Below are 22,110 nucleotides of genomic sequence, written 5' to 3'. Positions count from 1 at the left end.
GGGCGAAATCTACCTGGCAGCTTCCCGGCAAGGGTTATCGAGCAGCCGGAATCGGGATCCGGCGAGCCACATTGCGATCAGGGCCAATGAACTAAAGCGCTACACCCATAAGGAGGAGCGATGGCTCTTGCTGGAACAGTCTGGCGGCCGATCGGGCCGAGTCCGCTCACGCAGTCAGGCCGCCAAGACAATGGGCTAGTCACGGCGGTCGCGGTGAACCCGAACAACGGCAACGTCGTCTACATCGGCACAGCGGGTGGAGGCGTTTGGCGGACACCTGACGGCGGCGCCAATTGGGTGCCAATCTTTGATCGTCAGACGTCCCTCGGCATTGGAGAGCCGAGTGCGCTTGCAATCGATCCCAACGACACCAGCACGATTTATATGGGCACCAGTGGCCGAGTGGGCCGGCAAATCTCGGCTGGGCTGTTCAAGTCGACCGACGGCGGCGCCAGCTGTGTACGTCTGGGCTCCGGCTATCCGGTCGGTAACAACGGCAACGCCAGTCAGTTCACTCGTCAGTGGATCAACGTCATTCTCGTTGATCCAGCCAACTCCCAGACCTTGTACCTGGCATCGACAACGGGTGTCTTCCGTTCGACTGATGGGGGCTTGAACTGGACGTTCGGGGCTGGCGCTGCCGGAGATGCGCGCTCCCTGGTGCTCGATCCGACGTCGTCGGCGGCGGCCCGTGTTCTGTACACGGGCATCAGCGGGCGGGGGGTGTTCCGCAGTACCGATGGCGGCCTCAATTGGAATGCAATCCTTGACACCGCAACCGCTCCGGTCGCCGCTGCCCTCGCCGCCACGCCGGGTGCGGGGATCGGGAAGGTCATCGTCGATCTCGCTCCGCCGACGTCGCCGCCGAACGCGAACGGCATCCAGGTGATTTATGTGGCGCTGGAAGGAAGAGGCGGCTCGCCCACCGCGGCTCCGGACCCGCTTGGACTGTTTCTGTCGACGGATCGAGGCGCGAATTGGACCCAGCAGGTGCCAGCGTCAGCAGCGACCGCCATGCCGGCCAATACGCAGGGCGGCTACAGCTTCCACATGGCTGTCGATCCAGGCTCGCCGGGCGACGGCGCGAATGACATCGTCTATGTCGGCACGGTCGGTCAGGGTCGGTCCACGGATGCGGGTCGCAACTTCAACGCGCTCACCGGCTTGCACGCCGACACTCATACATGGGCTTTCTTCCGCCCACCCGGCGGCGGGGTTTCAACGGTCTACTGCGGGAACGACGGCGGAATTTATCGGTCCGCTAACGGCACGAACTGGACGGCGCTCAATTCCGGTGGCTTTCAGTCGGCGCTGTTTTACAACCTCGCGGTGAGGCCGGATGCGACAGCCAGCGTGACGCTCGGATCGCTGCAGGATAACGGGCTATTGACGACGGCCGGGGTGGCGAGCCCTGCATGGAATAGTCCGCAAGGCGGTGACGGATGGGACATCGCCTACGACGGCGTCACAGCTGGACGCGCCTACGGTACCAGCGGTTTCTGGTCCCCTGCCCCCTGTACCCGGGTGTGGCGGTCCGACGACGACGGCGCCAGCTGGCCCACCGAAATCACACCGTGGGGCACGACCAGCGACGCCGGCTGCTACCTCGCCTGGATCACGACCGACCCAAGTGCCGCCGGGACCGTCTATGTCAGCGGCAATCAGAACATGTGGCAGTCCCAGAACGCCGGCGGCGCATGGCGAAATCTAGGAGCGTTCCCGGGCGTGCCCGCGGTCGCGCCGACCAACGGCAACAATGTGGTGATAGCGTCAGGCACACAAGTCTGGGTAACGACGAATGCCTTGGCAGCCACGGTCGGCGCGCCGAACGGCGTCACGTTCACCAATATCACCCGAAACCTGCCGAACCGCAACGTTTTGCGAGCAGCGTTCGATCCGATCGACCCTTCCGTTATCTATGTCGTGCTCGGTGGCTTCAACACACTCGGCCAGACCGGTCACATTTTCCGCACCACCGTCGGCGGTACGGCGTGGGAGGACCTGTCGCCCGACCTCGACGTGCCATTCGGAGCGATCGCCCTCGACGGCTCGGACACCCCGACAACCATCTATGTCGGCACCGACCTCGGCGTGCTCCGGTCCGTTGATGACGGAGCCAGCTGGACGGTTCTCGATGACATCCACTTGCCCCGCGCGTCGGTCACCGAACTCGTGCTTTCACGGCAAGGTGGGATTTTGCGCGCCGCCACCTACGGTCGCGGTGTCTTCGAGTTCCGTAATGCAGCCGGACCAGCGATCACGGTGAACCTCGAACAGGGCCTGGACTTCGGCACGGTGTGCGAAGAGGGCAACTCGCTTACTGTCCAGGTGTTCAACGTGGGCGGTGCCGACCTGGTGATCACGAGCGTGCGGCGCTTGATGGGGTCGACCGGTATCACCGTATCGCCGCTTCCCGCCACGCCGGTCATCATTCGGCCCGGCGAGGAGCTCGACTTCACCGTTCGGTTCCTCCCGACCACGCCGGGTATCTCCGAGATGGCGACCATCCGGATCGACAGCAATGACCCGGGCGCACCAGTTGTCGATCTCACGGCGACAGGCACCGGTGGCGTGCCTTCCCTTCAAATCGCAGTCCCGGATACCGGGCAATTCGGCAACGTCTGCCTGGGCTCGTTCGTGGACCGCAGCTTTGCACTGAACAACCGCGGGCCCTGCGACTTGCAGATTCTTTCAATCACCTCGTCTACGCCAGACTTCGTTCCCCCGGGGGTCTTGTCCTACCCCCTTGTCGTGGAAGCCGGTGATTCCATCGAGCTGCCGATTCGCTTCCAACCAAATCAGTTCGGACCCGTGTCGTCGACAATCACCGTCCACAGCAACGACCCGACCGGGCCCATAACCGTGGTCGTATCAGGTACAGCACCGCCGCCAGTCCTGGCGATGGTCGTCCCCGACAACGGCGACTTCGGTGAGGTCCGCCTGGGCAGGTTCACCGACCGCGACCTCGTCATCAACAACAGTGGACCATGCGAACTGAGCATCACCGGCATCGTGTCATCGGCTCCGATCTTCGTCATACCCCAGGTGGTCAGCTTCCCCCTCACCGTCGACGGCGGCGACTCCATCGCGGTCCCGATCCGATTCCAACCCACCAACCGAGGATCCGCGAGTGCCACGCTGACGATCGTCAGCAACGACCCGAACAGCCCAGCCGTTGTCAATGTAAGCGGTACCGCGTGGCCGCCCTTGCCAGTAGCAGGAACCACCCTCGAGGGCTTCCGGCTCAGCACCGACAGTCAGCACGTCTTCTTCGTCGGGACCGACAAATACGTCCATGAGCTCGACATTGCGGCTGGCGGGATTTGGAACGACAACGATCTGACTACCCTGGCCGGTGCCGTGCCACCCATCCCCACCAGCGCGCTGGCCGGCTTCCCGCTGAGCACTGACACCAAGCACGTCTTCTTCATCGGCACCGACGGCTGCGTCTATGAGCTCTACTTCACCGCCGGAACTAGCTGGGTTTACAACGACCTGACCTCACTAGCCCGCGCCGTGCCACCCATCGCTAACAGCGCCCTGGCTGGCCACCGGCTCAACGACAACAGCAAGCACGTCTTCTTCATCGGCACCGACAACCATGTCCACGAGCTTTTCATCGCTGGCGGCGGCCGCTGGGCCGACAACGACCTGACCGTCCTGGCCGGCGCCACACCACCGAAGTACACCAGCGCTCTCACCAGTTACCGGCTCAGCGACGATAGTCAGCACGTCTTTTTCATTGGGACCGACAATCATGTGCACGAGCTCTTCATCAATGGCGGGAGCTGGGCTGATAACGACCTGACTGCCCTGGCCGGCGCGGTGCCACCCACCCCCACTAGCGCTCTGACCGGCTACCCGCTCAGCGACGATAGTCAGCACGTCTTTTTCATTGGGACCGACAATCATGTGCACGAGCTCTTCATCAATGGCGGGAGCTGGGCTGATAACGACCTGACTGCCCTGGCCGGCGCGGTGCCACCCACCCCCACTAGCGCCCTGACCGGCTACCCGCTCAGCAACAACAGTCAGCACGTCTTTTTCATCGGCACCGACAGCCACGTCCACGAGCTCGACATCAACGGCGGGAGCTGGGGCGACAACGACCTGACCACCCTGGCCGGCGCCGTGCCACCCACCCCTGCCAGCGCCCTGACCGGCTATCGGCTCAGCGACAACAGCAAGCACGTCTTCTTCATCGGCACCGACGACCATGTCCACGAGCTCTATTTCCACAGCGGCGCGGACTGGGTTGACAACGACCTCACGGCGCTAACGTAAAAGGAACTTCTCAGCGCCGCTTCTAGCGTCTTCGTGTTAGTGACTTTCATAGCTGTTCACCATGACGACATCCGGCTCTGTGGGGGCGGACGGAAGCGTTTGCAGGATGGTAGCCGCAGTTATCGATTGGGTCAGAAGGCGAACGGGTGGTCACAGTGCACGTCGTTACCTGTGGGCCGCCAGAAGCCGGGATCTCTAGTGACCGGCATTCGGCTTCTCAACCGCGATAGTTCTCCAGTCATTTCGTTCTGGTTCCGAGATATAGGAGTCGGCAGGCGGATCGACCATGGCGTCCCCCGACTCGGAGATTTCCGCGTCGATAGGAACATCTGCGACGCGGTAGCTTCCTTGGGAGAAGAGGACGCCTTCGGCCTTACGGCGCCGCACTAGGCCGGGTAGCGGTCTACCGCCAGAGTTGACCCACCTCATGAGCTCGGATGGCACGGCGTTGTATTCGCCTTGGTTGAGCCGGCGCAGCAGTGTAGATCCGCCGAAGGCGCCAGCACCGACGTTGAAAACAAAACTGACCAGCGCATCAAACTGATATTGAGTTAGTACGACCTGAACTCGTTGGTTTACGGCGCGCTGCGCGACATCAGCATCTCCCGCCAGCAGCTTCAACCCTTGCTCTTGAGAGATCCCTTTCTTGAAGTCCTCTGGTTCGTTGCCATTACACCGACCGTGGTGCACGAGGTGTCCGTAGCCAATCGTGCAATGACCACCGGGATCGTTGTAGAGGCGAGGACTGAAACCTTCGAAGCCTGCTATGAACCGCACGCCCGCATCACTCAGGGTTTGGTCAGACCTTGCTGTTGGCATCTCGCTGGCGCCTCTCTGTGTAGAGGAACGGGTTGTAGTTCGGGCGAGCGTGTCCGGGAAGTGACGTGTCTTAAGTGCCGGTGTCTGTCGAAAAGCTTGCCGAGATCACTCTTGCCGCTGACGGCATCGCGCCGTTCGGAGTATCAGCGATGAAGATTGGCGACAAACTGTTGCACGTTGTACGGATTATGCGTCGTGGTATTCCATTGACTAACCAGAATGATTGCCTGGTCCAGGGTGGACCCCGGAACAATGTAGCCACCGTAGTTCTGCGGAACTGTTTGTTGCGTCGCAACGACCGTAACTGGTGTCCACGGCGCCAACACTTGCGTCACATCGTCGGCCACTCGAACCTCGACATTCCCTGTGCTCCAATTGAATCCGGACAACACCGCCTTGCCTTCGATCAAGCGCAGACTCAACTCGCCCCAGATGTCATCGCTGAGCGGTGTCGGGTCCACATCCCAACCCCAATCTGGCCCATCGCCAATGATTCCCCAGGCGTGCCACGAGTTCCGGTCAGTGAAGTTCGCCGCCGGGCACCGATAAAGCCATACCCTGTGATCGCGGGCGAACCCGTCGGCGACTACATACACCCAACCGTCCGGCGCGTGGTAGCCACTGATCTGCGTTTGGTTGAAGTCCTGCCAACCGGCATCCCTCACAGACCCTGGAACGGTGGGCCAACCTCCGCCGTTGGGGTCGATTCGTACCAAGCGCGTATCCAGCGGATGGAGGTCGGCCACCCTTGCCACAAACGCATAGTCGACCCCGAAGACCTGGACGGTACCCGCCGGCAATTGGCTACCGCCTGGAACGTGAGGCCACGTCTCGGCGTAGAGGGTGCCATTGCCGCCGAATGAGCGGTCGAACTGAATCCTGCCGCTTAGGGTGCCCGGCCGGACATGAAGGCCCATCGATGGGCTCCACGCTCCCTGGAAGGCGCCGTTTCCCGCGAACGTGTCGCCAGCTAGGGCGACAAGACCGCTAGGTGATATCTCGCATAGGTCAGTGGCGCCTGCACCCAACGCCCCTGTGGGAGAGCCGGTTCCGGCAATCGGCCCTAAATTTATGGCGTCGCCTCGGTTGGGCTGAGGCAGCGCTAGCAGCTCCCATGCGGGTATCGCTAGTGGCCGGTTGGCTTCGCCGGAACGTCGTCGTGCCGTCTTCTTCGTTGCGGCGCGTTGTGTTTTTTTCTTTGTTGCGGCACGTTGTGTCGTCTTATTCGTTGCAGCTGCGCGCCCCGCCCGGGCAACCTTCTTGGCTTGCTTTTCTGGCATGTGATCCCCCGTCCACCGATGCAACGCGGCAAGTAGACGCAATGTACTGGACGAATTCTCTGTCGGAGGTCGACTCGCACAATCGGGCAGACCGATCAGTCATATCGCGGTATTTAGAGCCGGCCAAGGGGTCGCCGGGCATCGCTGCGGGCAAGGCGCGAGGTGGTTGATGGGATCGCTGCGACGAGCCGTCTCATTAACAACGTGCGTGGGCCGAGAGCCTAGAAAGTCCAGCTGGATTCTGGGCTCAGGACAAAGCCGTGCCGTTGGGCGGTGTCGTCGCCGTAGTTTTGGCCGAATTTCCTGGGTACGAGGCACGTGACCTTGGAATCTCTTGCACCGCAGGTAATCTGGTCGTCACCCATCAAGTTGCCTCCGGCGCCCAAGATCACCTTCTCGACCGACGCCAAGGGCTTCCCGTTCAATTTGTCTCTATCGGGAGGCTTGTTCTGGTCGAAGGATGCTTTGTAGTCCCCTGCATAGACCTGGTTTGCGGGATGATCGCACCCCGAGGTGATATGACCCCGGCGCATACCGAGATCCGAGCTATTCCGAAGCGCGGCGGACCCGGCAGCGTCGCCAAGACGCGGGCTGCGTTGCAGGTCGGGGACGATTCCATGAAGTACGCGAATCCCTGTCCGACCGTTGGTTGTCCGAAGCCGGCAACCGACACGTACCGGCGTCGGTCCCGCTTCCTATCGGGCACGGACACCATGAATGCAGTGGTGGACACATAGAACATATGTGCACTTTGTCCGCTTCCTTTACACACCAGCGGTCGGCGGTTCGATACCGTCCGCGCCCACCCGTGAAGCTGCGGCTAAAGCCCGCAGTGGAGAAACACATGGTGGTGTTATCGCGATAAGACCACATGGTGGGTTGTTACGGATTTTCTAGGCGTGTTTTCCGCCTGGCAGCCGCCGCCCCGCTCGCCACGGGATTGGTGATTGCCCCGGCGGTGGTGCCTGTTTCGACAGGGGCGCTGATTGCGTCGGCATGGGCGGATTGCCCCGATGCCGAAGTGGTTTTCGCTCGCGGGCGGCTGGAACCGCCCGGTCTCGGCGCAGTCGGCGATGCCCTCGTCAATTCGCTGCGCTCCCAGACGAGTAGGTCGGTCGGGGTGTACGGGGTGAATTGGCCCGCCGACATAGCTGTTTCCCCCGGCGCCAACGACATTCGGGCCCACGTGCAATCGATGGCGGCAAGCTGCCCAAACACCCGCATCGTTGTCGGCGGCTATTCTCTGGGTGCTTCGGCGGCTGATCTGGCGGTGAGGAGCATGCCGCCGAGCCTCGACCGGTACATCGCAGCAGTCGCTTTGTTCGGTAACGGCGCCAGGCGACTCGGCCCCGCCCCAGCCTTCGCCGGTAAGACGATCGACCAGTGCGCGGACGGCGATCCAATTTGTGGGAGAGGCTTCAACTGGGACTCGCATCTACAGCCCTCATACCTTGGCTCCGGGCTGGTGGATCAGGCCGCCGGCTTCATCGCAGGCAAGCTGTAAGCTCGCGTCGCATCCGCATGCCTTTCCGTGAGCAAAGTTCTGTTAGTTGCCGGCTTGTCGTCTTAACGACTGACATTCCAAACGGCACTCGAACAGCCAACGGTGGGGTCAAACCTCTCCTAACGTCGCTGGTGGTGGGAGAAGCTATGCAAATCCTGGATCTTCTGGCTACACTTCGTTAGCTGGCGCACATCGCCCGGCCCACACGCGTCCACAGAGGGGGAGCCATGAAGAAGTCTCTGATCGTAGCCGGGTTAATTGGTGCCGCAGCGGTGGTGACCGCCGCGCCTGCCGGGGCCGACACACCTGGCAGCTCAGTGAGTTGCTCGCCGATGCCGCTGTGCCAGATCAACGGGTCGCTGAGTGAGTGGCAACAGAATGTCACCGGGTACTTCACGCAGGGGCCGGTGATCTTCGCGGGTAGCGTCGCGGACTTCGCCGTGAACGGGCCGCAGACGTTCCAGGGCAGCGTCAAGAAGTTCGTCACAGAAGGACCCAAGACCTTCCAGCGCACCCTGTTGAACCCGGGCAGCGAAACCTACAACCCGGACCCGAGGCCCCCGGCCGACTCGGGCGAGTAGCAGTACTGGGCATACGCCACCGCCAGGGCTTTCGGGCCCTGGCGTTCTCGTCTGTCGGCTAGGCCGGCGGCGCGAAGAACTCCAGCGCATTGCCGTCGGGATCGCGGAAGCTGACGCCCGACCCATAGTGCTCGTCCACGATTCCACCGTGTTCGATGCCCAGTCCGTTGAGCCGATCGACCCAGCCCTCCAATTCGGCGCGCGACGCGCAGCCGAACCCGACATGGTCGAGGCCCGCCCGGAATTCGCTGAACCGTCCGTCTTCGATACCCCGATCGTGCTGATGGACACCGAATAACGTGCCGTTGTCGAATGCCCACACCAGATGCCGGAAGCCGGCGTCGGTGTGCTCATCGAGCAGCGGGTCGGCACCGATCAGCGATCGATACCAGGGTCCGCTCACGTCGAGGTCGCGCACAGTGAGCGCCACGTGGTTGAGGGCCGGGAACGGCATGGGAACTCCTCTGTTCGTTTCGCGCAGAACGTTGTAGACAACGCCGCCGGGCGGCACCCGGTTCAATGTGATCATCGATCCTTCGGCGGAACAAGGCGACGGCTTCGCGGTTTGTTGCCGTTTGCCTGAGCGGAACGCATCCATGATCGCGGCTGTCCAGCAAATACATTTCCGCATGCTTTACGCGCTGAATAGTTTCGTCAACTAAAGGCCCGCATCTTTGCCGAGGTTGCTAATCGACGCTGACGCAGTCCACTGAATCCGTCCCGAAATGGCCATAGCTGCTGGTACGCGGCAAAAAGATTTTGCAATGGGGATTAGAACAGTCGGTTGCTGGGAATCGAACTGTTGTATCGATGAGCCTGGTGCGGGGACCGGGTAAAGGGTGAATCACGAAATGGGGATACTGGTGCGGCAAAGGAAGCGAGAGGGTCAGCTGCGGCGGCCCGCTATCAAGATCGGTATTGCGGTGACGGCCTCGGCGGTGTTGTCCGCAGGGGCCGCGAGTCTGTTGATGGCCGGAGGTTCCGGTCCGGTGGTGTTGCCATACGCCACGATGGCGGCGATCAACACGTCCAATACGACGGTCGGGTTCGCCGACTCCGACATCATCGGCATGTCGCAGGCGGACATCGATCGGACTCTCGACGAGATGCAGGCCATGGGTGTGCAGAACGTCAGGATTCTGATTCCGTGGAACGGAGTCGAATTGGCGAACGACTTCTTCTACTGGAACAAGGTCGACGCTCTGGTCAACTCCGCGTACGAGCGCAACATGGGCATTCTCGGGGTGCTGAACTCGACGCCCGCGTGGGCCACCGAGCCTGGCCAGCCGGCACCGGCCAGCCCGCCCGCCGATCCGGCGGAGTACGCCGAATTCGTTGGCGCAGTGGCGGAACGGTACGCCGGCAAGGTGTCGGCCTACGAAGTGTGGAACGAGCCCAATGCCACCACTTTCTGGTATCCGTCGCCGGATCCAGCGGAGTACACGCAATTGCTGCAGGCGGCCTTCCCAGCGATCAAGGAGGCCGACCCGGACGCCACCGTCATCGGCGGTGTAGTCGGTTGGGTGACCGACTACCCGGGCCTCGCGATCAGCCCGGCCAAGTACGTCGAGGGCATGTACGACGCAGGCGCGCAGGGCTATTTCGATGCGCTGTCATATCACCCCTACCAGTACCAGGTGCCGTTCGGGCAGGGCAGGCCCTACGGCCCGGCTTCTCCGATCAACCAGTTGGACCTGATGCACCAGGAGATGGTGGCCAACGGCGACGCGGACAAGCAGATATGGGCGACCGAGTACGGTCAACCGACGTCGCAGGGCGGCGAGGCGAAACAGGCACAGTTCATCTCGAACTTCCTGAACACCTGGAGCAGCGTCGATTACACCGGTCCGTCGTTCATCTACACCACGCGTGACCGCGCCACGGGAAGCACCAACGATCAGGACACCCTTGGCGTGCTGCGCACCGACTGGACTCGCAAGCCCGCGGCCGACGTGATCCAGCAGTGGACGGCGACGCATCCGCAGTCGTCGCCGAGCACAGTGGCTCCGGTGGCCGCGACCGAGGTGCCCCAAAGCACGCTGACTGCACCGACAGCCACCAACGAAACATCAACTGCGCCAACGGTTACGGTGGCCACCGAACCTACGGCTACCGCCACGGCGGAACCTACGGCAACCGCCACGGCGGAGCCTACGTCCAGGTCGAGTACAACGACCTCGACGTCGACGGGCAGCACGACGTCGACAAGCACGACAAGCTCGACAGATTCGACAAGCAGTTCCACGCACTCCACGGGTACGTCGAGTTCGTCGACGGGCAGCACGACGGGCTCCACCGGTACCTCCGATACGTCCGGGTCCTCGACCGGCGGGTCGTCAAGCTCGACTGGGTGATTCGCAAAGGGCGTTCGGCAGGCGGGTCAGATGACTCGCCTGCCGAGGCGCGCTCGGGCCCGCATGTTGCGCAGGTAAAGCTGATAGGTGAACAGCCAGAAGTCGCGCGGGATGACGCGGTTGGCGACGCGTAGACCGATCAACAGCACGTCGAACAAGCGCTGTTGCTCCCGTGTTCACCGCAATTGCATCTGCGTTCGGAATTCCGGAGGCAGGAACCCGGTCGTCGCGAAGAGGTTCAGCGGCCCGATCAACTGGCGAAGCGGTGTCGGGAGAAATTCTGTCGCCGCGACACCGTATAGATGCTCGCGGACGGGCGGGTCGATGCGCAGATCCGCCAGCGAGCGTTTCCAGTACGCGTCGAGCGCGGCCCGGTCGGCCGGCCACATGTCCTCGCGGACCTGCAGCATTGTGCCCAACTTCTTGGCGTCCTGATACACCGCGTCGGCCGCGTCCTCGGTCAGTGGCCCGTAGAGGGCGACCCACAGTTGCAGGCGCGGGTCGAAAGCGTTGTAGCGCACTGGACTGGTGGCGCTCGACCGTATTCGGGTGTGCACCTTGTCGATCTCCCTGCGCACCAGCGCACGGTCGGCATCGGTGCCCACGGTGGCAGCCGCGAGGTAGTAACCGGTGGTGCGTGCCCGCTTCAACGATGCTTGTAGACGTTGCCGCTGTCGACCGGGCTCTCCAGAACGCCGTGCCCGACACCGGGTGAGGCCAATTGCATGATGACGTTCGCTGCGGGCAGCAGCACCGCAGCCGGATTGAGCAGGTCCGCAACCCGGGTCGGACGCCGGGGTGGGACCAGCCTCATGAGAACGAGTAGACCGCTTGTGAGACGCTCCCGGGGTGTTTGTGCGGGCGTGTCAGGGGCGCGTCGCGGGGATCGCCGCCGGCTACCTCGCCGACGCGCTGTTCGGCGATCCTCGTCGCGGTCATCCGGTCGCGCTGTTCGGTGACGCGGCAGCGGCTTTGGAACAGTGCACCTACGCCGATTCCCGGCGCGCCGGCGCAATACACGTCGGAATTCTGCTCGAGGCACTCGGTGTGTTCGGTGTCGCGCTCGAGCGTGGTGCGCGCCGCGGTGGCCTAGCGCCGACAGCGGCGGCCACTGCGGCGGCCACGTTCGTCGCCCTCGGCGGGACCTCGTTGGCCCGCACCGGGCGTCAGATGGCGGGCTTGCTTGACAGGGGCGACGTCGAAGGTGCCAGGCGCCTGCTGCCCTCGTTGTGCGGTCGCGACCCCGCCGCGTTGGATCCAGCCGGGCTGGCGCGGGCGGCGCTGGAATCCATCGCCGAGAACACCTCCGACGCACACGTGGCGCCCGTTCTCTGGGCTGCGATCGGCGGGGTACCCGGGGTGCTCGTGTACCGCGGCGCGAACACGCTCGACGCGATGATCGGCAACAAATCGCCCCGGTACATCCGATTCGGTTGGGCCGCAGCGCGTTTCGATGACGCAGCGAACTTTTTCGCGGCCCGCCTGACCGGTGGGCTGGTGGCGCTGTGCGCTCCGTTTGTCGGCGGTTCTGCCGCCGGGGCGCTGCGGGCCTGGCGCCGCGACGCGGCCCGCCACCCCAGCCCCAACGCGGGTGTGGTGGAGGCCGCGTTCGCTGGTGCGCTTGGCGTGCGATTAGGCGGACCGACGCAATACGCGCACGCACTGGAGATCAGACCGACGTTGGGTGACGGCCGGACCCCCGACGTCGCGGACCTGGCGCGGGCGGTGCGGTTGTCGCAGATGGTGCAGGCCGTCGCGGCGGCGGCAGGTCTCAGCGTCGCCTGCCGTATCGGTCGGCGAGCTTCTGCTCGACGGTGAGTGGAGCGTCGCTGTCAGTGGCCGACGCGGCGGCCTTCTCCCGTCGGCGCTGCTGGATCTCGGCATAGATGAAGTAGCCCAACAGAATCGGCGCGATGATGCCGAACGCGATCCATTGGATGCCGTACGACAGGAAGGGGCCCGCGTCGAGTTGCGGCAACGCGATCACGCCGAGCCCTCCTGGCTGGTTGTCGACCAATTGCACATACGACCCGGTCAGCGGCGTACGAACCAGCTCCGAAATCTGCGCTGTGTTGATCGAATACACCTGCTGTGCGTCGTCCTCGCGGAATGGATCCTTACCCTGCACCGTGGGTTCCGAGTCACGCAGCCGCGCGGTGATCGTCACGGTTCCGGTGGGCGCAGGCGCGATCGGCGGCACCTTCGAGCCCTGCTCGGGCCGCACATATCCGCGGTCGACCAAAACCACCGGTCCGCCGTCGACCGCGAACGGGGTGAGCACCTCGAACGCGGGATCGCCGTCGATGACGCGTAGTCGGGCCAGCACCTGCTGATCGGACAAGTAGTGTCCTGTCGCCGTCACCCGGCGCCACTGAGCATCCGGCGCCGATGAATCCTGATGCGGGAGATACGTTTTGAGTGGTACCGGATCGGCCGTCAGCGACTGCGAGATCTGGTTGTTCTCCCGCGATGTTTTGGTGTTCTTGCCCAGCTGCCACGGCGCCAGCACCGTAAAGCACAGGTAGGCGAACGCGATCACCACGACGAACAGCGCCAGCCACGCAGGCCGCAGCAGGAAGCTCCAGCGCCTGACCATCAGCTTGCCATTCCCCGGCCGGCCAACTGTTCGTCCACCCAGCGGTGCAGCCCTGGCAGAGCCGCCTCGATCACCGCGAAGGTGTCTTCGAAGTCGTCGTGCGTGCCGTAGTAAGGATCTTCGACGTCGAGGGCGTGCGCCCCGGATCGCGGATCGAACGACCGCAGCATCCGGATCTTGTTGGCGGGCACGCCCATCTCCTGCAGCATTCGGACATGGTTGCGGCCGAGTGCAATGACCAGATCCGCCGAAAGGTGGTCGTCATCGATCTGTACTGCCCGATGCGCGGTCGGATATCCGTGTTCGCGAAGCACATGTGACGCGCGCCGGTCGGCGGGATCGCCGGCATGCCAACCGCCGGTGCCCGCGCTGGTGACTCTGACCGCGTCGGACAGGCCGCGCTGGTGGATCTGATGGGCGAACATCTTCTCCGCCATCGGCGACCGGCAGATGTTGCCGGAGCAGATGAACGTGATGTGCAGCGGCTCAGACACCCAACACCTCACGAAGATCGTCGACGGTGGAAACGTGAGCCAAGGCGCTGGGGGCGTCGGGATCATCGAAGTCGGCACGGCCGTACCCCCAGCCGACCACGACCGTGTCGATTCCGTGTTCGGCCGCTCCCTCCACATCGTGGGACCGGTCGCCGATCATCAGCACCCGGTCGGGCAGCGGGTGCAACTGGGCGAGCGCATGGGCGACGACATCGGACTTGGTGGCACGACCCCCGTCCACGCTTGCCCCAGCGATGACCTCGAAGTGCCCGTCGAGGCCGAAGTGCGCCAGGATGCGCCTTGCCGTCGGCTCCGCCTTCGACGTGGCCACCGCCAACCGCACCCCGGCCGCGCGTAGATCCGCAAGCAGGTCGGCGACTCCGTCGAACAGTCTGTTCATCGCCCAACCGTGGGTGCTGTAGTCCGCCCGGTATGCGGCGATCGCGGCGTCCGTATCGTCGCCGAGCCCCATTTCGCGCAGCGTGTGATGCATCGGCGGGCCGACGATGCGGCTGGCCAGATCGCCATCGGGCACCGGGGCGCCGACCTCGCCCAGCGCGCGTTTGAAGCTGGACACGATGCCCTCCGCCGAGTCGGTCAGAGTGCCGTCGAGGTCGAAGAGCACCAACTGCGGACGGGCCGCGACGGTACTGCGCAGGGCTTCTGTCACCACTCCATTGTCGCCGACGTCTAATGTCGTGCTGTGGCCAGTCATTCTCGTGCCGCTGCGCGCTACCACGGCGACCAGGCCGCAATGCCCGGCATGCTGGACTTCGCAGTCAACGTGCGCGCCGCTGAGCCGCCGTCGTGGCTGGTCGACCGGTTGTCGGCGCGGTTGGCCGACCTCGGCCGGTACCCAACGGCCGTCGACGAGCGCCGCGCCGTGTACGCCGTCGCCGGCAGACACGGCCGCGTCGCCGACGAGGTCGTCCCGCTGGCAGGAGCCGCCGAGGGTTTCTCGCTGCTTGCCAACCTTCGGCCGCGCCTCGCGGCGCTGATCGCACCCTCGTTCACCGAACCCGAGGCGGCGCTGACCGCGGCGGGAGTTCCGGTCAAGCATGTCGTGCTGCGCCCGCCGTTCGACTTGGACGGCGCGCGCGTGCCGAACGCCGCCGACCTGGTGGTGGTGGGCAATCCGACGAACCCGACCGGCGTGCTGCATTCCCGCGACCAGATCCTGTCGTTACGCAGGCCGGGCCGCATCGTCGTGGTGGACGAGGCGTTCATGGACGCGGTTCCAGGTGAGCCCGGGTCCCTGGCCGGCGAGCCACTTCCCGACGTGGTGGTGCTGCGCAGCCTGACCAAGACCTGGTCGGTGGCCGGGTTGCGGGTCGGCTACGCGGTCGGGCCCCGCGACGTCCTCGACAAGATGACCGCGCGGCGGCCGCACTGGCCGATGGGCACGCTGCAGCTCGAGGCGATCGCCGCCTGCAACGCACCCGAGGCGGTGGCCGAGGCGCGGCGCGGTGCTCACCGGTTGGCCGTACTGCGCGCCGCGATGGCCGGCGGCCTGAGTAGCATCGGCCTGGATGTCATCGACGGCAGTGCCCCCTTCGTGCTGTTCACCGTGCCGGACGCACAACTGATGCGAAAGATGCTGGACGGCAAGGGAATCGCTGTGCGCAGATGTGACACGTTCATCGGTCTCGACGGTGAATACCTGCGCGCCGCGGTGCGCCCGCACTGGCCTGTCCTTATCGACGCAATTTCTGAGTCGTTGCGATGAGCGTCGCGCTGTCCGAGATCATCGGCGTCCTCGACGAGGCATACCCGCCGCGGCTGGCGCAGGGCTGGGATTCGGTGGGCCTGGTCTGCGGGGACCCCTGCGAGACTGTCGAGACCGTCACCGTCGCGGTGGACGCCACCGCCGCCGTCGTCGCCGAGGTGCCCGACAGTGGACTGTTGCTTGCACACCATCCGCTGCTGTTGCGCGGTGTCGACACCGTCGCCGCCAGCACGGCCAAGGGCGCGCTGCTGCACCAGATGATCCGCACCGGACGGGCGTTGTTCACTGCCCACACCAATGCCGACTCGGCGGCACCTGGAGTGTCCGATGCGCTGGCGGGCGCGCTCGGGTTGACCGTCGAAGAGGTGCTGGAGCCGATCTCGGTAACGGAGGACGTGGACAAGTGGGTGGTCTATGTGCCCGCGGAGCACGCCGACGCGGTGCGCGAGGCCATGTTCGCCGCGGGTGCAGGCCACATCGGCGAGTATTCGCACTGCAGTTGGAGCGTGCCGGGCACGGGACAGTTCCTGCCGAATGAGGGTGCCTCGCCCGCGATCGGCACCGTGGGCAGCGTCGAGCGGGTGACCGAGGACAGGGTGGAGATGGTCGCGTCGACGCGGCTACGCGCCCATGTGCTCGCCGCATTGCGGACCGCACATCCCTACGAGGAGCCTGCATTCGACATCATTGCGCTCGCCGCCGTCCCCGGCGACGTCGGGCTCGGACGGATTGGCACCTTGCCTCGGCCGGAACCCTTGGCCGCGTTCGTTTCCCGGGTCCACGACGCGCTACCCGGCACCTCGTGGGGGGTGCGGGCGTCCGGTGATTCCGAGGCGGCGGTGTCGCGGGTAGCGGTGTGCGGGGGAGCGGGCGACTCGCTGCTCGACACGGTCGCCGGCGCAGGCGTGCAGGCCTACGTCACCGCCGATCTGCGGCACCATCCTGCCGACGAGCACCGGCGAGCGTCTGACGTCGCGCTGGTGGATGTCGCACATTGGGCCAGTGAATACCCCTGGTGCATACAGGCGGCCGATCTGCTGCGCAGCCATTTCGGCGACGCACTGCCGGTGCGGGTGTCGACAGTGCGCACCGATCCGTGGAACGTCGAGAGAAACGGAACATGAAAGCAGAAGTAGTGCAACAACGTTCGTTGCTCGAACTGGCCGAACTCGACGCCGAGCTGAGCCGGATCGCACACCGGGCCAAGAATCTGCCCGCCCAGCAGCATCTCGAGGAGGCGCAGTCGGCGCACCGGCAGGCCAACGATCGCCTCGCCGCCGTGCAGATCGCGCTGGAAGACCTCGACAGCCAGGTGGCCAAATTCGAGTCGGAGATCGACGCCGTCCGGCAGCGCGAGGACCGCGACCGGGCGCTCCTGACGGCAGGCAGCGTCGACGCCAAGCAGCTGACCGACCTGCAACATGAGCTCGAAACACTCGAGCGACGCCAAGCCAGTCTCGAGGATTCGCTGCTGGAGGTGATGGAGCGCCGCGAGGAACTGCAGAACCGGCAAGCCGGTGAACTTGCTCAAATCGACGAGCTGCAACAAAGACTCGCCGAAGCCCAGGAGGGGTGCGATGCGGCACGAGCCGAAATCGATCAGCTGAAGCACCAATCCCTCTCTCGCCGAGACGAATTGGTGGCGGCCCTGGACCCCGACCTGGTCGGCCTGTATGAGCGTCAGCGTGCACGCGGTGGCGCGGGCGCGGGTGTGCTGCAGGGCCGTCGCTGTGGAGCCTGCCGTATCGAGATCGACCGCGGCGAGTTGGCGCGCATCTCTGCCGCAGCCGACGACGAGGTGCTGCGCTGCCCTGAGTGCGGGGCGATCCTGCTGCGAGTCAAGGGAGTTGGCGCGTGAGGGTCATCGTCGAGGCCGACGGCGGATCACGCGGTAACCCAGGACCCGCGGGATATGGATCGGTGGTGTGGACGTCCGACCGCGCTGCGGTGCTCGCCGAGAGCAAGCAGGCGATCGGGCGTGCCACCAACAACGTCGCTGAATACCGCGGGCTGATCGCGGGCCTCGAAGAGGCGGCCAGGCTCGGCGCCACCGAGGTCGACGTCTCGATGGACTCCAAGCTCGTGGTGGAACAGATGTCGGGCCGCTGGAAGGTCAAGCATCCAGACATCGAACCGCTGCATCAGCAGGCGACGGCGCTGTCGAGAGGATTCGACCGGATCAGCTACACCTGGATCCCACGTGCCAAGAACAGCCACGCCGATCGGCTGGCCAACGAGGCGATGGATGCGGCGGCCGAACTCGAGCGGACCGCAGAAGAACCGAAGCAACCGCAGCCTGTGACGTCGCCTGCGGGGTGGACTGGGGCCCGCGGCGCGCCGACGCGCTTTTTGCTTCTGCGCCATGGGCAGACCGAGTTGTCAGTGGAGCGACGGTATTCCGGCCGGGGCAACCCCGCGCTGACCGAGGTCGGACGGCGCCAAGCCGACGCCGCCGCGCAGTTCCTTGCGCAGAAGGGCGGCATTGATGCCGTCATTTCCTCGCCGCTGCAACGGGCGTACGACACCGCGGCCACGGTCGCCAAGGCGCTGGGCCTCGACGTCGCGGTCGACCACGACCTGATCGAGACCGACTTCGGCGGCTGGGAGGGGTTGACGTTCGGTGAGGCGGCCGAGCGCGACCCAGACCAACACCGGCGCTGGCTGCGCGACACCGGAGTCGCCCCTCCCGACGGTGAGAGCTTCGACAGCGTCGCCGAACGGGTGCGTCGGGCGCAGGCGCGAATCATCAACGAGCACGGCGGCGCAACCGTGTTGGTGGTGTCGCACGTGACGCCGATCAAGACACTGTTGCGGATGGCGCTGGACGCGGGTCCCGGCATCCTCTACCGGTTACACCTCGACCTTGCCTCGCTTTCCATCGCGGAGTTCTATCCGGACGGCGTGGCCTCGGTGCGGTTGGTCAACCAAACGGCCTACCTGTAGTCAGCTGTGCAGGTGCAGCCGTTCTCCATGCACCCCGAACAGTGTGATCGCCTCGACAGGTCCGTCGATTGTCCCGAACCAATGCGGGGTCCACGTCGAAAACTCTACGGCTTCACCGGGTTTGATGATGAAGTCCTTGTCGCCGAGGATCAGCCGCAGGCGCCCCGACAGCACGTATATCCAGTCCTGGCCTTCGTGCACCGGCAGTTCCGGGGGAGGCGTGCGCCGCCGAGCGCTGATGCGGATCTTGTACGCATGCAAACCGCCTGCAGGTCCGGCGCGGGTCAGCGGCCAATACGTCACATCGTGATGGGTGTGCGAGCCGCCCCTGACCCGTGGGTCCTCGGTCTCCGGCGCGCGCAGGAGTTCGTCGGTGCTGATCGAGAGCGCGGCGGCAAGCCGCGGCAGATGGTCGAGCGCGAGTCGACGCTTACCGGACTCCAACCGGCTCAGAGTCGACACGTCGATGTTGGATCGGCTGGCCACGTCTTCGAGCGTCAGTCCGCGCTGCGTGCGCAGTTGCTTGAGCCGCTGCCGCACCCGCAGGTCCACGTCGTCCGAAGGGCTTTTTGCCTCCATGGCAAACGAGTTTGATTGATCCGCTTGGATTTGGGCAAGCTCGAAGCATGAACTCGAAATGGGATTGCGTCGTCGTCGGCGGCGGTGCGGCAGGCCTGAGCGCAGGATTGGTGCTCGGTCGTGCCAGGCGACGGACGCTGTTGATAGACGCCGGTCGGCAGAGCAATTTGGCCGCTCATGGCGTTGGAGGTCTCCTGGGGCACGATGGCCGCTCGCCGGCAGAACTGTACGAGATCGGCCGCCGCGAGCTCGCGGAGTATCCAACCGTCGAGGTGCGGACCGGCGAGGTGGTCTCCGGCGAGCGGGTCGGCGACCTCTTCGAGCTGAAGCTGTCCGACGGATCCCGTGAGCAGGCGCACCGGGTGGTGCTGGCCACCGGCATGGAGTACCGGCCGCCGGTAACGGAGGGGCTGCAGGAGTTTTGGGGCAAGTCGGTGTTTCACTGCCCGTTTTGCGATGGATGGGAGTTGCGTGATCAGCCTCTTGCGGTGCTGGCCCGTGGCGAGAAGGCGATCCATTCTGCGCTGTTGCTGCGCGGCTGGACCGACGATCTGATTCTGTTGACGGACGGCGAGGCGGATCTCAGTGACGACGACCGGGCCCGGCTGAGGTCCGCAGGGGTCAAAATGGACGAGCGGTCGGTGGCCCAACTCACCGGACGGCAAGGGCAACTCGAAGCCGTGCAGTTCACCGACGGCGGTCGGCTGGAATGTCGTGGGCTGCTTGCCGCCACCACGCTGCATCAGCGCTCCCGGCTGGCTGAGCAATTGGGAGCCGAACCCGGAGAGGCGACGCCGTTTGGCGAGACACCCGTGAAGGTGGACGGCCTGTGCCGCACCTCCGCGCCAGGGGTTTTCGCGGCGGGTGATCTCAGCACACAGTTACCGCCCTCGGTCGCCTCGGCGATCGCTGCCGGATCCTTGGCGGGAATGTCGGTGGTGCAAAGCCTGCTGGCAGACGATTGCGGGCTGCCCGTCCCGGATTGGAGCGAGCATGTCAACGCCTGATGCCAAGGAGCACTGGGAGCAGCACTACGCCGAAAGCGACAGGCGTTGGAGCGGTCGGGTCAACGTCCGTCTGGCCGAGATCGCTTCGCCGTTGCAGCCCGGTCACGCGCTGGATCTCGGTTGCGGCGAGGGCGCCGATGCATGGTGGCTAGCGGAGCGCGGTTGGACCGTCGTCGCGGTGGACATCTCGGACACCGCGTTGCAGCGTGCTGCCGCGGGCGCCGAGGATCGCGGGATGAGCGATCGGATCCGCTTCGAGCAGCATGACCTGTCGGAGAGCTTTCCCGACGGTGAGTTTGATCTGATCTCCGCGCAGTTCCTGCATTCGATGCTCCCGTTTGACCGGCCGAAGGTGCTCAAGCGTGCAGCGACAGCGGTGCGATCCGGAGGGCTGTTGGTGATCGTCGACCATGCGGGGCCGCCGCCGTGGGCGTCGAAGCTCGATCACCATCACCATGATTTCCCCAGCGCCGAGGAGGTCATCGACGCACTGGAACTGGGTGACGACTGGCAGCGGGTACGTGTCGACGCGGTCGAGCGTGAGGTGGCTGGACAGACCATGACGTGGACTGACAACGTGATCGTGCTGCGGCGAGGCTGAGCGCGCTCACGCAGGTCTCATGCGGCATCGTGGAAGACGAGCCCGAGGGTGAACCGCTCGCCCGATCGGACGGCCGAAACGCCATGTCGCACAGGCGATGCCGACCAACCGCGGGCTGATCGGACCGGTCGCTCGCGGGTGGTGAAGACGAATCCGTGGCCGAACGGCAGCAACGTCGCGGTGCCGCGGGACTGAGCCCGCGGGCGCTGTTCGACAAGCAGGAATTCACCGCCGGTGTGGTCGACACCCGGTTCGCTCAGGTTGATCACCACTTGCAGCGGAAAAACCAAGTCGCCGTAGAGATCTCGATGCAGCGCATTCCAGTCGCCCGCACCGTACCTGAGTAGGATCGCGGTCGACTTGCGCTGGCCGGCCGCGTGGCACATGGCCAGCCAGTCGTCGAGCGAGTCGGGCCACGGCGCGGTGCGGCCCAGTTTGGTCCACCAATCGCGCGCGATCGGCAGTAGGCGTGGATAGAGCGCCTCCTTGAGCGCCTGGACGGGTTCCGGATAGGGCTGCTGAAAATATCGGTATTCGCCCTCGCCGAATCGGTACCTGCGCATGTCGATCGTGGCGCGGAAGAGATGGTCGTCGGGGTACAGCCGTCGGACCTTCTCGGCCTCTGCCTTGCTGAGCAGCCGTGGGAGCAGCGCACCCGCGGAGTCGTTGAGCTCGGCAGTGATTGCATCCCAGTCGGCGGAGTCGACCCGCTGCTGCCATCTTGTCGGAGTCATCAGAACAGCCTCGCCGCCTTCACCTCGCTCGGTTCCTCCAATTCCAACAGAAGTTGCTTTCTCTTCAGCCCGCCCGCGTATCCGGTCAGGTTGCCGTTCTTGCCGACCACCCGATGGCAAGGGACCACGATGCTCAGCGGGTTGCGACCGACCACTTGCCCGACCTCGCGTGCGGTCGTGCCATCGCCCACCACGGCGGCAAGTTCCCCGTAGGAGATGGTCTCGCCGTACGGAATGGTGCTCAGCAAGTGCCAGATGCGCTGCTGGATTTCATCGCCGTGCAACCGGGTCGCAAGCGTGAAACCGTGCCGGCGGCCTGCGAGGTAGTCGACTAGTTGGGTCTGGGCCGCGGCGAGTAGTTCGTCGGAGCCGGCATCGACCCTCGGCCCCATCCTGTCGCCGTTCGGTCGGTACCAGTGGTGCGGGAAGTACAAACCGGTCAAGGCGTCGTCCTCGGCGATCAGGGTCAGTTCGCCGAGCGGGCTTTCGATTACCGCGTGTCGGGTGTTCATACCCAGAAGACGCTGGTCGGAGCTCGACCGTGAGATTTGTCGGCCTGTTGCCTCACGGCAAGATGCGCGCTTGGGCGGATTCGTTGCCTCACGTAA

20 protein-coding genes and 1 pseudogene are annotated in these 22,110 nt (G+C 64.8%); 11 read left to right on the top strand and 10 right to left on the bottom strand.

All coding sequences use genetic code 11. From position 1 onward, the window contains the following. The first annotated feature begins 120 nt into the window (after positions 1-120). A complete protein-coding gene (locus tag ACGFK1_RS16040; RefSeq protein WP_393430727.1) occupies positions 121-4,284 on the top strand; it encodes a choice-of-anchor D domain-containing protein in 4,164 nt (1,387 codons plus the stop codon). Between the two features lie 195 nt (positions 4,285-4,479). On the opposite strand, the gene ACGFK1_RS16035 is transcribed toward ACGFK1_RS16040, so the two are convergent. Both ACGFK1_RS16035 and ACGFK1_RS16030 read right to left on the bottom strand, forming a co-directional pair. Continuing rightward, complete coding sequence (locus ACGFK1_RS16035) at positions 4,480-5,103, bottom strand: lysozyme (protein WP_393430724.1); 624 nt, start codon at positions 5,101-5,103, stop codon at positions 4,480-4,482. A 143-nt stretch (positions 5,104-5,246) separates the two neighbouring features. Then, positions 5,247-6,383, bottom strand: coding sequence for a DUF4185 domain-containing protein (locus ACGFK1_RS16030; RefSeq protein ID WP_393430722.1), 1,137 nt, complete (start codon positions 6,381-6,383; stop codon positions 5,247-5,249). Positions 6,384-7,254: 871 nt separating this feature from the next. Between ACGFK1_RS16030 and ACGFK1_RS16025 the strand changes: the two genes are divergently transcribed. Together ACGFK1_RS16025 and ACGFK1_RS16020 are read left to right on the top strand one after the other, a co-directional pair. Then, on the top strand, positions 7,255-7,887 hold the full coding sequence (locus ACGFK1_RS16025) for a cutinase family protein (RefSeq protein ID WP_393430719.1): 633 nt from the start codon (positions 7,255-7,257) through the stop codon (positions 7,885-7,887). A 227-nt stretch (positions 7,888-8,114) separates the two neighbouring features. Then, a complete protein-coding gene (locus tag ACGFK1_RS16020; protein ID WP_393430716.1) occupies positions 8,115-8,468 on the top strand; it encodes a hypothetical protein in 354 nt (117 codons plus the stop codon). A 58-nt stretch (positions 8,469-8,526) separates the two neighbouring features. On the opposite strand, the gene ACGFK1_RS16015 is transcribed toward ACGFK1_RS16020, so the two are convergent. Further along, complete coding sequence (locus ACGFK1_RS16015) at positions 8,527-8,922, bottom strand: VOC family protein (RefSeq protein ID WP_393431249.1); 396 nt, start codon at positions 8,920-8,922, stop codon at positions 8,527-8,529. 409 nt (positions 8,923-9,331) lie between these two features. Between ACGFK1_RS16015 and ACGFK1_RS16010 the strand changes: the two genes are divergently transcribed. Next, entirely contained in the window at positions 9,332-10,822 is a 1,491-nt protein-coding gene (locus tag ACGFK1_RS16010; protein ID WP_393430713.1) for a cellulase family glycosylhydrolase, read from the top strand. A gap of 26 nt (positions 10,823-10,848) precedes the next feature. Here ACGFK1_RS16010 and ACGFK1_RS16005 read toward each other — a convergent pair. Next, positions 10,849-11,636, bottom strand: a pseudogene (locus ACGFK1_RS16005) (oxygenase MpaB family protein). A 35-nt stretch (positions 11,637-11,671) separates the two neighbouring features. Between ACGFK1_RS16005 and ACGFK1_RS16000 the strand changes: the two are divergent. Then, the gene (locus tag ACGFK1_RS16000; RefSeq protein WP_393430710.1) at positions 11,672-12,640 is read left to right on the top strand and encodes a cobalamin biosynthesis protein; all 969 of its coding nucleotides are present in this window, start codon (positions 11,672-11,674) and stop codon (positions 12,638-12,640) included. Here the strand turns inward: ACGFK1_RS16000 and ACGFK1_RS15995 are convergent. The 3 genes from ACGFK1_RS15995 to ACGFK1_RS15985 are packed head-to-tail and all read right to left on the bottom strand — an operon-like array spanning position 12,594 to position 14,582. After that, positions 12,594-13,418, bottom strand: a complete 825-nt coding sequence (locus tag ACGFK1_RS15995) for an SURF1 family protein (RefSeq protein WP_393430707.1) — start codon at positions 13,416-13,418, stop codon at positions 12,594-12,596. The genes ACGFK1_RS16000 and ACGFK1_RS15995 overlap by 47 nt on opposite strands. Next, positions 13,418-13,912 carry a low molecular weight protein-tyrosine-phosphatase gene (locus ACGFK1_RS15990; protein ID WP_393430704.1) on the bottom strand — a complete coding sequence of 165 codons (495 nt, stop codon included), beginning with the start codon at positions 13,910-13,912 and terminating at the stop codon, positions 13,418-13,420. Before ACGFK1_RS15990 ends, ACGFK1_RS15995 begins: the two co-directional genes overlap by 1 nt. After that, positions 13,905-14,582 (bottom strand): HAD-IA family hydrolase, encoded by a 678-nt coding sequence (locus ACGFK1_RS15985; protein ID WP_393430701.1) that lies wholly within the window; start codon positions 14,580-14,582, stop codon positions 13,905-13,907. The genes ACGFK1_RS15990 and ACGFK1_RS15985 overlap by 8 nt, the downstream gene beginning before the upstream one ends. A gap of 84 nt (positions 14,583-14,666) precedes the next feature. On the opposite strand from ACGFK1_RS15985, the gene cobC reads away from it, so the two are divergent. The 4 genes from cobC to ACGFK1_RS15965 are packed head-to-tail and all read left to right on the top strand — an operon-like array spanning position 14,667 to position 18,581. Beyond that, positions 14,667-15,638 carry an Rv2231c family pyridoxal phosphate-dependent protein CobC gene (cobC, locus tag ACGFK1_RS15980; protein ID WP_393431246.1) on the top strand — a complete coding sequence of 324 codons (972 nt, stop codon included), beginning with the start codon at positions 14,667-14,669 and terminating at the stop codon, positions 15,636-15,638. Beyond that, the gene (locus tag ACGFK1_RS15975; protein ID WP_393430698.1) at positions 15,635-16,762 is read left to right on the top strand and encodes a Nif3-like dinuclear metal center hexameric protein; all 1,128 of its coding nucleotides are present in this window, start codon (positions 15,635-15,637) and stop codon (positions 16,760-16,762) included. The genes cobC and ACGFK1_RS15975 overlap by 4 nt, the downstream gene beginning before the upstream one ends. Next, entirely contained in the window at positions 16,759-17,496 is a 738-nt protein-coding gene (locus tag ACGFK1_RS15970; protein ID WP_393430695.1) for a zinc ribbon domain-containing protein, read from the top strand. Before ACGFK1_RS15975 ends, ACGFK1_RS15970 begins: the two co-directional genes overlap by 4 nt. Next, positions 17,493-18,581, top strand: coding sequence for a bifunctional RNase H/acid phosphatase (locus tag ACGFK1_RS15965; protein ID WP_393430692.1), 1,089 nt, complete (start codon positions 17,493-17,495; stop codon positions 18,579-18,581). The genes ACGFK1_RS15970 and ACGFK1_RS15965 overlap by 4 nt, the downstream gene beginning before the upstream one ends. Here ACGFK1_RS15965 and ACGFK1_RS15960 read toward each other — a convergent pair whose 3' ends face one another. Continuing rightward, positions 18,582-19,160, bottom strand: coding sequence for a helix-turn-helix domain-containing protein (locus ACGFK1_RS15960; protein ID WP_393430690.1), 579 nt, complete (start codon positions 19,158-19,160; stop codon positions 18,582-18,584). Positions 19,161-19,207: 47 nt separating this feature from the next. On the opposite strand from ACGFK1_RS15960, the gene ACGFK1_RS15955 reads away from it, so the two are divergent. Then, positions 19,208-20,167 carry an NAD(P)/FAD-dependent oxidoreductase gene (locus ACGFK1_RS15955; protein ID WP_393430687.1) on the top strand — a complete coding sequence of 320 codons (960 nt, stop codon included), beginning with the start codon at positions 19,208-19,210 and terminating at the stop codon, positions 20,165-20,167. Further along, positions 20,154-20,768 (top strand): class I SAM-dependent methyltransferase, encoded by a 615-nt coding sequence (locus tag ACGFK1_RS15950; protein WP_393430684.1) that lies wholly within the window; start codon positions 20,154-20,156, stop codon positions 20,766-20,768. The genes ACGFK1_RS15955 and ACGFK1_RS15950 overlap by 14 nt, the downstream gene beginning before the upstream one ends. A gap of 17 nt (positions 20,769-20,785) precedes the next feature. On the opposite strand, the gene ACGFK1_RS15945 is transcribed toward ACGFK1_RS15950, so the two are convergent. Then, positions 20,786-21,502, bottom strand: a complete 717-nt coding sequence (locus ACGFK1_RS15945; protein ID WP_393430681.1) for a 2OG-Fe(II) oxygenase — start codon at positions 21,500-21,502, stop codon at positions 20,786-20,788. Continuing rightward, positions 21,502-22,014, bottom strand: coding sequence for a methylated-DNA--[protein]-cysteine S-methyltransferase (locus ACGFK1_RS15940; protein WP_393430678.1), 513 nt, complete (start codon positions 22,012-22,014; stop codon positions 21,502-21,504). The genes ACGFK1_RS15945 and ACGFK1_RS15940 overlap by 1 nt, the downstream gene beginning before the upstream one ends. Positions 22,015-22,110 lie beyond the last annotated feature (96 nt).

Origin of the sequence: Mycobacterium sp. NPDC048908, from assembly GCF_043197955.1 — a bacterium.
Lineage (GTDB): Bacteria > Actinomycetota > Actinomycetes > Mycobacteriales > Mycobacteriaceae > Mycobacterium.
This window is presented reverse-complemented; position numbering and strand designations above follow the sequence as displayed.

Bases quoted from the DNA above. Each gene is read 5' to 3' on its own strand.
- ACGFK1_RS16035 (WP_393430724.1), bottom strand. From the start codon at position 5,103: ATGCCAACAGCAAGGTCTGACCAAACCCTGAGTGATGCGGGCGTGCGG.
- cobC (WP_393431246.1), top strand. From the start codon at position 14,667: ATGCCCGGCATGCTGGACTTCGCAGTCAACGTGCGCGCCGCTGAGCCG.
- ACGFK1_RS16030 (WP_393430722.1), bottom strand. From the start codon at position 6,383: ATGCCAGAAAAGCAAGCCAAGAAGGTTGCCCGGGCGGGGCGCGCAGCT.
- ACGFK1_RS15960 (WP_393430690.1), bottom strand. From the start codon at position 19,160: ATGGAGGCAAAAAGCCCTTCGGACGACGTGGACCTGCGGGTGCGGCAG.
- ACGFK1_RS16040 (WP_393430727.1), top strand. From the start codon at position 121: ATGGCTCTTGCTGGAACAGTCTGGCGGCCGATCGGGCCGAGTCCGCTC.
- ACGFK1_RS16025 (WP_393430719.1), top strand. From the start codon at position 7,255: ATGGTGGGTTGTTACGGATTTTCTAGGCGTGTTTTCCGCCTGGCAGCC.
- ACGFK1_RS16020 (WP_393430716.1), top strand. From the start codon at position 8,115: ATGAAGAAGTCTCTGATCGTAGCCGGGTTAATTGGTGCCGCAGCGGTG.
- ACGFK1_RS15970 (WP_393430695.1), top strand. From the start codon at position 16,759: ATGAAAGCAGAAGTAGTGCAACAACGTTCGTTGCTCGAACTGGCCGAA.
- ACGFK1_RS15975 (WP_393430698.1), top strand. From the start codon at position 15,635: ATGAGCGTCGCGCTGTCCGAGATCATCGGCGTCCTCGACGAGGCATAC.
- ACGFK1_RS15995 (WP_393430707.1), bottom strand. From the start codon at position 13,418: ATGGTCAGGCGCTGGAGCTTCCTGCTGCGGCCTGCGTGGCTGGCGCTG.
- ACGFK1_RS16015 (WP_393431249.1), bottom strand. From the start codon at position 8,922: ATGCCGTTCCCGGCCCTCAACCACGTGGCGCTCACTGTGCGCGACCTC.
- ACGFK1_RS15945 (WP_393430681.1), bottom strand. From the start codon at position 21,502: ATGACTCCGACAAGATGGCAGCAGCGGGTCGACTCCGCCGACTGGGAT.
- ACGFK1_RS15950 (WP_393430684.1), top strand. From the start codon at position 20,154: ATGTCAACGCCTGATGCCAAGGAGCACTGGGAGCAGCACTACGCCGAA.
- ACGFK1_RS15940 (WP_393430678.1), bottom strand. From the start codon at position 22,014: ATGAACACCCGACACGCGGTAATCGAAAGCCCGCTCGGCGAACTGACC.
- ACGFK1_RS15955 (WP_393430687.1), top strand. From the start codon at position 19,208: ATGAACTCGAAATGGGATTGCGTCGTCGTCGGCGGCGGTGCGGCAGGC.